Source organism: Klebsiella sp. C360, from assembly GCF_048822415.1.
In the GTDB taxonomy this organism is placed as follows: domain Bacteria; phylum Pseudomonadota; class Gammaproteobacteria; order Enterobacterales; family Enterobacteriaceae; genus Klebsiella; species Klebsiella quasipneumoniae.
This window is the reverse complement of sequence record NZ_JBMEZZ010000013.1, coordinates 110446-120113: the sequence shown is the minus strand read 5'-3', so window position 1 is coordinate 120113 and position 9668 is coordinate 110446. Positions and strand designations below refer to the sequence as shown.

General features: G+C 59.5%; 10 protein-coding genes. 4 read left to right on the top strand and 6 right to left on the bottom strand.

The genetic code is table 11. From position 1 onward, the window contains the following. Nucleotides 1-132 precede the first annotated feature (132 nt). Complete coding sequence (locus ACOI7D_RS23965) at nucleotides 133-1398, bottom strand: 4-aminobutyrate--2-oxoglutarate transaminase (protein WP_109546846.1); 1266 nt, start codon at nucleotides 1396-1398, stop codon at nucleotides 133-135. Between the two features lie 118 nt (nucleotides 1399-1516). Between ACOI7D_RS23965 and ACOI7D_RS23960 the strand changes: the two genes are divergently transcribed. Further along, nucleotides 1517-3040 (top strand): PLP-dependent aminotransferase family protein, encoded by a 1524-nt coding sequence (locus ACOI7D_RS23960; protein ID WP_109546845.1) that lies wholly within the window; start codon nucleotides 1517-1519, stop codon nucleotides 3038-3040. Nucleotides 3041-3085: 45 nt separating this feature from the next. On the opposite strand, the gene rpoH is transcribed toward ACOI7D_RS23960, so the two are convergent. From rpoH to ftsY, 4 genes are all read right to left on the bottom strand, one after another. Beyond that, entirely contained in the window at nucleotides 3086-3940 is an 855-nt protein-coding gene (gene rpoH / locus ACOI7D_RS23955; protein ID WP_002920815.1) for an RNA polymerase sigma factor RpoH, read from the bottom strand. A gap of 269 nt (nucleotides 3941-4209) precedes the next feature. Continuing rightward, nucleotides 4210-5265 carry a permease-like cell division protein FtsX gene (gene ftsX, locus ACOI7D_RS23950; RefSeq protein ID WP_002920816.1) on the bottom strand — a complete coding sequence of 352 codons (1056 nt, stop codon included), beginning with the start codon at nucleotides 5263-5265 and terminating at the stop codon, nucleotides 4210-4212. Continuing rightward, entirely contained in the window at nucleotides 5258-5926 is a 669-nt protein-coding gene (gene ftsE, locus ACOI7D_RS23945) for a cell division ATP-binding protein FtsE (RefSeq protein ID WP_004202097.1), read from the bottom strand. The genes ftsX and ftsE overlap by 8 nt, the downstream gene beginning before the upstream one ends. Before the next feature lie 2 nt (nucleotides 5927-5928). Next, complete coding sequence (gene ftsY, locus ACOI7D_RS23940; protein WP_049015266.1) at nucleotides 5929-7461, bottom strand: signal recognition particle-docking protein FtsY; 1533 nt, start codon at nucleotides 7459-7461, stop codon at nucleotides 5929-5931. A 182-nt stretch (nucleotides 7462-7643) separates the two neighbouring features. Here ftsY and rsmD point away from each other — a divergent pair, with 182 nt between their 5' ends. Together rsmD and ACOI7D_RS23930 are read left to right on the top strand one after the other, a co-directional pair. Next, complete coding sequence (rsmD, locus tag ACOI7D_RS23935; protein WP_023291233.1) at nucleotides 7644-8240, top strand: 16S rRNA (guanine(966)-N(2))-methyltransferase; 597 nt, start codon at nucleotides 7644-7646, stop codon at nucleotides 8238-8240. Further along, nucleotides 8230-8505, top strand: a complete 276-nt coding sequence (locus ACOI7D_RS23930) for a DUF1145 family protein (RefSeq protein WP_004202092.1) — start codon at nucleotides 8230-8232, stop codon at nucleotides 8503-8505. The genes rsmD and ACOI7D_RS23930 overlap by 11 nt, the downstream gene beginning before the upstream one ends. A 13-nt stretch (nucleotides 8506-8518) precedes the next feature. Here the strand turns inward: ACOI7D_RS23930 and ACOI7D_RS23925 are convergent, their stop codons facing one another. Beyond that, complete coding sequence (locus ACOI7D_RS23925) at nucleotides 8519-8869, bottom strand: DUF2500 domain-containing protein (RefSeq protein ID WP_023291234.1); 351 nt, start codon at nucleotides 8867-8869, stop codon at nucleotides 8519-8521. Nucleotides 8870-9019: 150 nt separating this feature from the next. Here ACOI7D_RS23925 and ACOI7D_RS23920 point away from each other — a divergent pair, with 150 nt between their 5' ends. Then, the gene (locus ACOI7D_RS23920) at nucleotides 9020-9646 is read left to right on the top strand and encodes a lysoplasmalogenase (protein ID WP_004173987.1); all 627 of its coding nucleotides are present in this window, start codon (nucleotides 9020-9022) and stop codon (nucleotides 9644-9646) included. The last annotated feature ends 22 nt before the right edge of the window (nucleotides 9647-9668 follow it).

Here is a 9668-nt window from a genome sequence, read left to right as displayed (position 1 = left end):
ACTCCGGCGGTTTTCTCCGCCGGAAAAAAGGTGATATCAGGGTGATAAACCACTCACGCTGAGCATGAACAGCCGGCTGCGGCTTCCTGTTTCTGTTCGGCTTCCCTGCCGCCGCAGCCCACCGGGGAGACGTTAGCTCTTCAGTACGCGCGCCAGAATATCCAGCGCTTTCGAGAACTGGGCGTCCGGAATCGTCAACGGATAGAGGAAGCGGATCACGTTGCCGTAGACGCCGCAGCTCAGCAGCAGCAGGCCGTTCTCCTGCGCTTTCTGTTGCACCTGACGGGTGAACTCCGGCGACGGTTCGCCAGTTTGCGGATCGTTAAACTCCACCGCCACCATCGACCCCCGACCGCGGACATCGACAATCGCCGGACAGGTGGCGCGCGCCTGGTTGAGCACTTCCTGCAGATGGCTACCCAGCTGTTCAGCGCGCTGGCACAGCTGCTCTTCAGCAATCACATCCAGCACCGCGTGCGCCGCGGCTACCGCCAGCGGGTTACCGGCATAGGTTCCGCCCAGGCCGCCTGGCGCTGGGGCATCCATCACCTCGGCGCGTCCAACGACGCCCGACAGCGGGAAACCGCCGGCGAGGCTTTTCGCCATCGTCATCAGATCCGGTTTCACATCATAGTGCTGCATGGCGAACAGCTTGCCGGTACGGGCGAAACCGGTCTGCACTTCATCGGCGATCAGCAGAATGCCGTGGGTATCGCACAGATCGCGCAGCGCCTGCATGAAATCGGCTGGCGCGACGTTAAAGCCGCCTTCTCCCTGGATCGGCTCGAGGATGATGGCCGCGACCTGGTCCGGCGCAATATCCGCTTTGAAAATGCGCTCCAGGCTTTTCAGCGCATCCGCGGTGGAGACACCGTGCGCCGCATTCGGGTAGACACCGTGATACACCGAGCCCGGGAAGGGGCCGAAGCCGATTTTGTAGGGCGCGACCTTACCGGTGAGCGCCATGGTCATAAAGGTACGGCCGTGGAAGCCGCCGCCGAAAGTAATCAGCCCCGGACGGCCGGTGTAAGCGCGGGCAATTTTCACCGCGTTCTCGACCGCTTCCGCGCCGGTGGTGAAGAAGGCCGTTTTTGCCGGCCCGTCAATCGGCGCCAGATCGTTGATACGTTCCGCCAGCGCGACATAGCTTTCGTACGGCACAATCTGATAGGCGGTGTGGGTGAACGCCTGCAGCTGGTCAGCGACCGCGGCAACCACCTTCGGATGACGGTGACCGGTATTTAACACGGCGATACCGGCGGCGAAATCGATCACCTCATTGCCTTCGATATCCCACAGCGTGGCGTTCTCCGCCTTCTCGACAAAGTAGTTACACATTACGCCTACGCCGCGCGGCGTCGCCTGCTGGCGACGTTGATTCAGTTCTGAGCTTTTCACCTGCGAATCTCCTGTCGTGTATGTCACGTTATCGCAACAAATTAGAAACGATGTCGTTTATTTACACAGGAGTTGGCCCTATAATCGAGTACCAATTTTGAATATCTGAGGGATCCAATTGCGTTCGCTGGTGGGTGACCTGGTGCTGGTCCGTCTGCAGGAAGAGCGCGACCCTCTTCTGCACAAACGCTTATACAACGCGCTTCGCCGCGCGATCCTTGACGGTTCGCTGGCGCCGCAAAGCCGCCTGCCGCCGTCGCGGGACCTGGCGGGAGAACTCGGCGTATCAAGAAACACCATATTAACAACTTATGAACAATTACTGGCGGAAGGATATGTGGTTTCCCGTCGGGGAAGCGGAACATTCGTTGCCCAAACCGCGCCTGAAAGTTCATTGACCGCTAAGGGGAGGCGGGAAAACAGCAGTATCGCGACATCGACGGCGCATCTTTCACGCCGCGGCCAGCACCTGCTCGGCCAGGTCAGCGCCAGCCCACGCCAGTGGGGAGCGTTTATTCCCGGCGTACCGGACGTTAACGCCTTTCCCCATCCGCTGTTCAGCAAGATCCAGGCCCGCATCAGCCGCCGGCCAAAGCCGGAGCGGCTCAGCTACAGCTGCAACGGCGGTACCCCGGAACTGCAGCAAGCGCTGGTGGATTATCTGCGGGTATCGCGCGGCGTCCACTGTCAGGCAGATCAAATTCTTATCACCGAGGGGATCCACCAGGCGATTGACCTGGTCACTCGCATGCTGTGCGACAACGGCGATCTGGCGTGGGTGGAGGAGCCTTCCTACTGGGGCATTCGCCATGTGCTGGCGATGAACGACGTCCGGGCGGCCCCCATCACCGTCGATGCCAATGGGCTGTGCCCGCCGGAAACGGTTGACGATGCGCCGCGGCTCATCTTCGTCACCCCCTCTCACCAGTATCCGCTGGGCGCGGTGATGAGCCTTGAACGCCGTCAGCGGCTGCTGGCGCTCGCCCGCCAGCAGGGCAGCTGGATCGTCGAAGATGATTATGACAGCGAGTTTCGCTTTTCCGGGCAGCCCATCCCCGCCCTGCAGGGGCTGGTGGCCGATGCGCCGGTGGTCTATATCGGCACCTTCAGCAAGACGCTCTATCCCGGCCTGCGCCTGGGCTATGTGGTGATCCCCCGCCCGCTGGTCAGCGATCTGAAGCACGCCCACGCCGAGCTTTATCGCGGCGGCCATTCGCTGATCCAGATGGCGCTGGCGGAGTTTATTACCGCTGGTCACTACTCGGCGCATATCCGCCGCATGCGGCTGCTCTACAGCCGTCGTCGCGCCTTTTTAACCGAGCTGATTCAGCGGCACTGTATGCCCGACGCCCTGTCGGACTTCAGCGATAATGCCGGACTGCATTTGATCCTCAATTTACCGGAGGAGGCTGACGATGTGGCGATCGCCCGCGAGGCCAATGCGCGCCACATTCTGGTGCGGCCGCTCTCGCGCTACTACCTGACAGCGGCGCGTAAGAAAGGATTATTGATGGGATTTGCCAGCCAGCCCGAGGAGCAGATGGCGCCGGCGTTCAGCGTGCTGATAGGCTGCCTGCGGACGCACTGTCCAGAGGTGCTGCTGCCCATGGATGGCGCAGAAAAACAAAACGCCCCAACCTGAGGCGGGGCGTTATCGGGGTGCCTGGCGTCAGGCAGGGGTGGCGTATCAGGCTTCGATCGCGGCACGCAGTTTTTTCATGGCGTTCTTTTCCAGCTGACGCACGCGCTCTGCGGAGACGCCGTAGCGGTCAGCCAGCTCCTGCAGCGTGGACTTGTTGTCTTCGTCCAGCCAGCGGGCGCGGATGATATCCTGGCTACGCTCGTCCAGGCCCTGCATCGCGTCAGTCAGCTTATTCGCCGCCTGCTCTTCCCAGTTGTCGTCTTCGATGCCGTCGGCAAAGTTTGACGTTTTGTCCTGCAGATAAAGGACCGGCGCCATCGGCTGGCTGTCGGATTCATCGTCCGACGACATGTCGAACGTCATGTCCTGGGCCGCCATACGGGATTCCATCTCGCGGACGTCTTTGCTCGACACGCCCAGCTCACGGGCCACCATTTCCACTTCATCCTGGTTGAACCAACCCAGACGCTGTTTGGTTTTACGCAGGTTAAAGAACAGCTTACGCTGTGCTTTGGTGGTAGCGACCTTCACGATACGCCAGTTGCGCAGCACGTATTCGTGAATTTCGGCTTTAATCCAGTGCACAGCGAAGGAGACCAGGCGCACACCCACTTCCGGGTTGAAGCGACGCACGGCTTTCATCAGGCCGATATTGCCTTCCTGGATGAGATCCGCCTGCGGCAGGCCATAGCCCGAGTAGTTACGAGCAATGTGAACAACAAAGCGCAGGTGAGACAGAATCAGCTTTTTCGCTGCTTCCAGATCGCCCTGGTAATGCAGCTTTTCAGCAAGCTCCCGCTCTTCATCAGCCGACAGCATCGGCCAAGTGTTAGCGGCCCGGATGTACGATTCCAGGTTACCAACGGGGGCTAAAGCTAAAGTTTGCATTTCTTTGGTCATTCAAATCCTCTCAATTGATATCTTCTGACGTGGTCTTGTCCCCATCAGGCAACAAGCATGCCAGCATTCATGAGCAACGAGAATATCACTCACATTAGTATCAGACAGTGATTTTATCCACAAGTTCCCTGCAACGGTGTGAATAAATTACGCACAAAATGTGACACCACGATGAAAAAGTGAGGGCAGGAAAAGGAGAACAAGCTTGCGGTATCTTTCCCTGCGAACAGGAACTCATTGCAGCAGGGAAAGATTATATCACGCTTTTTTTAATCGGGAGTAAAGTGACGTAAATGTTGCACTGTCGCCAGCCAGGCGGCCACCCATCCGATCATCGAGCAGACGATCAGCATCAGCAGACACTCGTCAAAGCCTAAGCCGCTCAGCTCAAACTGGGTGCCGAACACCTTCGCCACCTCGGTCACTGCCGACGAGAGGCGCATCACCAGAATCTCCGACAGGATCAGCGATAAAAACGCGCCGGAGAAGCCCAGCATCGCCCCGCCGTAGAGGAACGGACGCAGGATAAAGCCGTCGGTGGCGCCGATCAGTTTCTGCACGTTAATGGTATCGCGGCGGGCGAAGATGCTCAGGCGCACGCTGTTGCCGATCACCAGGAACACCGCCGCCACCATCAGCACGCCGATCATCGCCGACACGCGGCCCACCAGCCCGGTGAGCGAGGAGAGGCGGGCAAACCAGCTGTCGTCCATCCGTACTTCATCGACCCCCTGGATCCGCGATACCCGATCGCGCAGGGTGTTCAGCGCTTCCGTGCTCTGGAAATCCAGCTTCGGCACCACGATGGCGACCGCCGGCAGCGGGTTCTCTTCCAGCATATCCAGGGCGCCGCCAAAGCCGGACCAGTTACGGAATTCACCCAATGCCTCGTCACGTGACAAATAGTTCACCTTGTCGACGCCCTGCTCCGCCTGCAGCTGGCCGACCACTCGCGCCGCGGCATCGTCATCCAGCGTTTTTTCCAGATACACGGTGATCTGCGGCGAGGGATAGTACTGTGACGCCGCGCTGCTGACGTTTTTGTAGACCATGTAGCAGACGCTTGGCAGGGTCAACGAGATGGCGATAACCATCACCGTCAGGAAGGTCGCCAGCGGCGTGCTTTTTAAATCCTGGAGCGCGCCGTGCCAGGCGTAGCGCACCTGCTCGTTGAACACGTTGCTCTTACGCGAGGCCGGGTTAGGCGCCGCTTTCGGCCGTTTTGGCGCATTGCGCCCGCCGCCGCCGCCGCCCGCCGCGTTGCGCAGGCGATCGAACTTGCTGCCGAACTGGCGGATTTGGTTCATTGCGTCGCGCTTATTCACCCCGAATGCCTCCATGCAGATGGCCGTCGCTGAGCGTCAGCACGCGGTACGGACGGCTGGAGATAAGCCCCAGATCGTGCGTGGCCATCAGTACCGTCACCCCGACGCGGTTAAACTCTTCAAACAGACGTAAAATCCCCTCCGAGAGCGCCTCGTCGAGGTTACCGGTCGGTTCATCCGCCAGCAGCACCGCCGGCTTGTTGACCACCGCGCGAGCGATCCCCACGCGCTGCTGCTCGCCGCCGGAGAGCTGAATCGGAAAGTTCTTCGCTTTGTCCAGCAGCCCGACCTTATCCAGCGCCGCCGAGACCCGGCGACGAATGTCATCGCCGCTGGCGCCGGCGATAATCAGCGGGATCGCCACGTTGTCATACACGGTACGATCCATCAGCAAATGGTGGTCCTGGAAAATCATGCCGATCTGGCGGCGCAGGAACGGCACCTCACGGCTCTTCAGGCGGCTGATTTCATGACCGCTGAAGAAGATTTTCCCGGCGCTGGGCCGTTCGATACCACAGATAAGCTTCAGCAGGGTACTTTTCCCTGCGCCGGAGTGGCCGGTCAGAAACGCCATCTCGCCCGGCTGCAGGTGGAAGTTCACCCCCTGCAGCGCTTGTCTCCCACCGAGATAGGCTTTGCTGACTTGTTCAAAGCGAATCATTCTTAATCCTCTCGGGCAAAAAGTGCCTCAATAAAGTCGCCCGCATTAAACGGACGCAGATCCTCAATACGCTCGCCGACGCCAATATAGCGAATCGGAATGCCGAACTGGTCGGCCACCGAGAAGATCACGCCGCCTTTGGCGGTGCCATCCAGCTTGGTCAGGGTGATCCCGGTCAAACCTACCGCTTCATGGAACAGTTTGGCCTGGCTAATAGCATTCTGCCCGGTGCTGGCGTCGATGGTTAACATCACCTCATGCGGCGCGTCGACGTCCAGCTTTTTCATCACCCGGACGATCTTCTTCAGCTCTTCCATCAGGTGCGATTTATTCTGCAGACGCCCGGCGGTATCGGCAATCAGCACATCAACATGGCGCGCCTTCGCCGCCTGAATGGCGTCGAAAATCACCGAGGCGGAATCGGCGCCGGTGTGCTGGGCGATCACCGGGATATTGTTACGCTGGCCCCAGACCTGCAGCTGTTCCACCGCCGCCGCACGGAAGGTATCCCCCGCCGCCAGCATCACCGATTTGCCCTGCTGCTCAAACTGACGCGCCAGCTTGCCGATGGTGGTGGTTTTCCCCACCCCGTTCACGCCGACCATCAGAATAACAAATGGCGTTTTGCCTTCAACATTCAGCGGCTCATCCACTTTGGCGAGGATATCGCCCATCTCTTCTTTCAGCAGACCGTACAGCGCTTCCGCATCGCGCAGCTGCTTACGGCTGGCGCCCTCGGTGAGATGAGTAATGATCTTGCGGGTGGTTTCCACCCCGACGTCGGCGATCAGCAGTTGCTCTTCCAGCTCTTCAAACAGATCGTCGTCGATCTTCTTACCGCGGAACAGGCTGATAAATCCGGAACCGAGATTTTGTTTGGTTTTCAGCAGGCTACGCTTAAGGCGGGCGAAAAAGCCTTCTTTCGTCGGTTTTTCCTGCTCCTGGACCAGCGCTTCCACCGGCGCCTCTTCCTCTGGCGCCGGCACCACCACCGCCGCCTCTTCCGCCGCCTCGGCCGCCAGCGCCTGCGCTTCCAGCTCTTCATCGCTTAACGGCGCGTCCTCTTCCGGCGCTTCCGTCTCCTGAGGTTGGGCGACGACATCCTCTACAGGCTGCTCAGCCACGGCCTCCGCCGCCACCGGTTCGGCGATAACGTCCTCCACCAGCGACTCAACCGCTGCCGGCTGTTCCTCCGCCTTCAGCGGTTCGCTGACCGCAGGCTCCGGCGCGACGACCGGCGCCTCTTCAACCAAAGCAGGCGCTGGCGCCGCCTCTTCTTCCTGCGCGCTGGCAGGCTCCGCGAGGTGGGCCTTTTCGCTTTCGACCACCGTCTCGGTGACTTCGACGACCTCTTCGGCAAACGCCTCCGGGTCCGCTTTCGGCGCGCTCGGCTCAGCAGGGGTTTCCGCCGCCGGCGTCTCCTGGGCAACCGCTTGTTGTTCTTCTACTTTTTGTTCAGTCTCGGTTTCCTGTGCCTGCTCTTTCTGTCCAAAGCCCAGCCAGGAAAAGAAGCCACGTTTTTTCTCTTTTGCCATTTGCGACCACACTCCTCGCTGTTTATTCATGGCGCAGCTTCATCAGAAGCTGAAAAAATGATGAAATTAGTTGGATAGTCTATCACTTAACTTAACTCGCAGCACCGCCCCCGGATTAAGGTTTCGTCAACCGCCGTCGATCGCTAGAATAGCAGGCCGGAAGTTGAGACTTGAGCAGAGAGATGAAAAAACCAAACCACGCGGGCAGCGGCCAGATCCGCATCATCGGCGGGCAATGGCGCGGCCGTAAATTACCGGTGCCGGAAAGCCCGGGCCTGCGGCCGACCACCGACCGGGTTCGCGAAACCCTTTTTAACTGGCTGGCGCCGTCCATCGTTGACGCGCACTGCCTCGACTGCTTTGCCGGCAGCGGCGCGCTGGGGCTTGAGGCGCTGTCCCGCTATGCGGCCAGCACCACGCTACTGGAGATGGAGCGCGGCGTCGCTCAGCAGTTGCAAAAAAACCTGGCCACCCTGAAAGCGGATCGCGGCAAGGTGATCGCGACTAACACCCTCAGCTTCCTGAGCCAACCGGGCACGCCGCATCAGATTGTGTTTGTCGACCCACCGTTCCGTCAGGGGCTGCTGGAGGAGACGCTGCGCCTGCTGGAAACGCAGGGCTGGCTGGCCGACGAGGCCCTGGTGTACGTCGAAAGCGAAGTCGAAAACGGTTTACCGCCGGTACCGGCGAACTGGCATCTGTATCGTGAAAAAGTGGCCGGACAGGTCGCGTACCGTCTTTACCAACGTGAGGCCCAAGGAGAGAACCATGCTGATTAATTTAGGCCGCCTGCTGATGCTGTGCGTCTGGGCCTTTCTGTTATTGAATCTGTTTCAGCCCTTCCCGAAGCCGCTGAATATCTTCGTCAACGTCGCGCTGATTTTTATGATCCTGATGCACGGTCTGCAGCTGACGCTGCTCAAGGCGACGCAGCCGAAGGATGCCCCGCCGCTGGGCCGCTTTGAGCAAATCCGCATTTTTATCTTCGGCGTGTTTGAGCTCGTCGCCTGGCAGAAAAAACTGAAGGCGACGCTGAAGAAATAGTCCTGACAAGGGCTCAGGGATCGGGCGTGAACGCCACGAACGCTGTGCCCTTATAACTCAACATCCCGCGATCGCCGACGCTCAGCGCATGATACTGCGGCGCGTCAAGGCGAAACACCACCTCCAGCCCGCCGTTCTCAGGGCGAAAGCTCGCTTCATAGCGCATCTCGCTGCCCGCAGGCGTCACCGTCTGCTGCCGCGAACGCCGATCGTTAATCACTTTTTCCCGCTTATTGCTGACGATCACCCGCTTTTGCAACACCGGCGCGGCGTCGTTCGCCAGTTTTTCGCGGCGCTGCTGCACATAGCGAAACGAAGCCGCCACCACAATCACCGCGACGACCAGAACAAAAAAGAGCGGCATTTTACTCATTAAGGTTACCCATAAAAAATATCAGGAATCAGCATACTGCGACTGGAATAACATTGTCATCTGCTGCGCCAAACCACTACACTGAGTGGTAGCTTCACGCATCCGTAACTTTCCTTATGATAACAGATACAGGGACTTACTATGCTTTGGTCATTTATTGCTGTCTGTTTCTCCGCATGGCTTTATGTCGATGCATCCTATCGCGGGCCGGCCTGGCGACGCTGGGTATTTAAACCTGTCACCCTGATTCTGTTGCTGTTGCTGGCCTGGCAGGCGCCGATGTTCAATGCCATCAGCTACCTGGTGCTGGCCGGCCTGTGCGCCTCCCTGCTCGGCGACGCCCTGACCCTGCTGCCGCGCCAGCGGGTGATGTACGCAGTGGGCGCCTTCTTCCTGTCGCATCTGCTGTATACCATCTGGTTCGCCAGCCAGCTGACGCTGTCGTTCTTCTGGCCGCTGCCGCTGGTGCTGCTGGTATTCGGCGCCCTGCTGATGGCGGTGATCTGGAGCCGGCTGGAAGAGATGAAAATGCCGGTGCTGACCTTTATCGGCATGACGCTGGTGATGGTCTGGCTGGCCGGTGAGCTGTGGTTTGCCCGCCCTACCAACACCGCGCTGTCCGGATTCGCCGGCGCCGCTCTGCTGCTGCTGAGCAATGCCGTGTGGCTGGTGAGCCACTATCGCCGCCGTTTCCGCGCCGATAACGCCATTGCCGCCGCGTTTTACTTTGCCGGCCACTTCCTCATCGTGCGCGCGCTGTACCTGTAATTTAGTCCTTGACTCTGGAGTC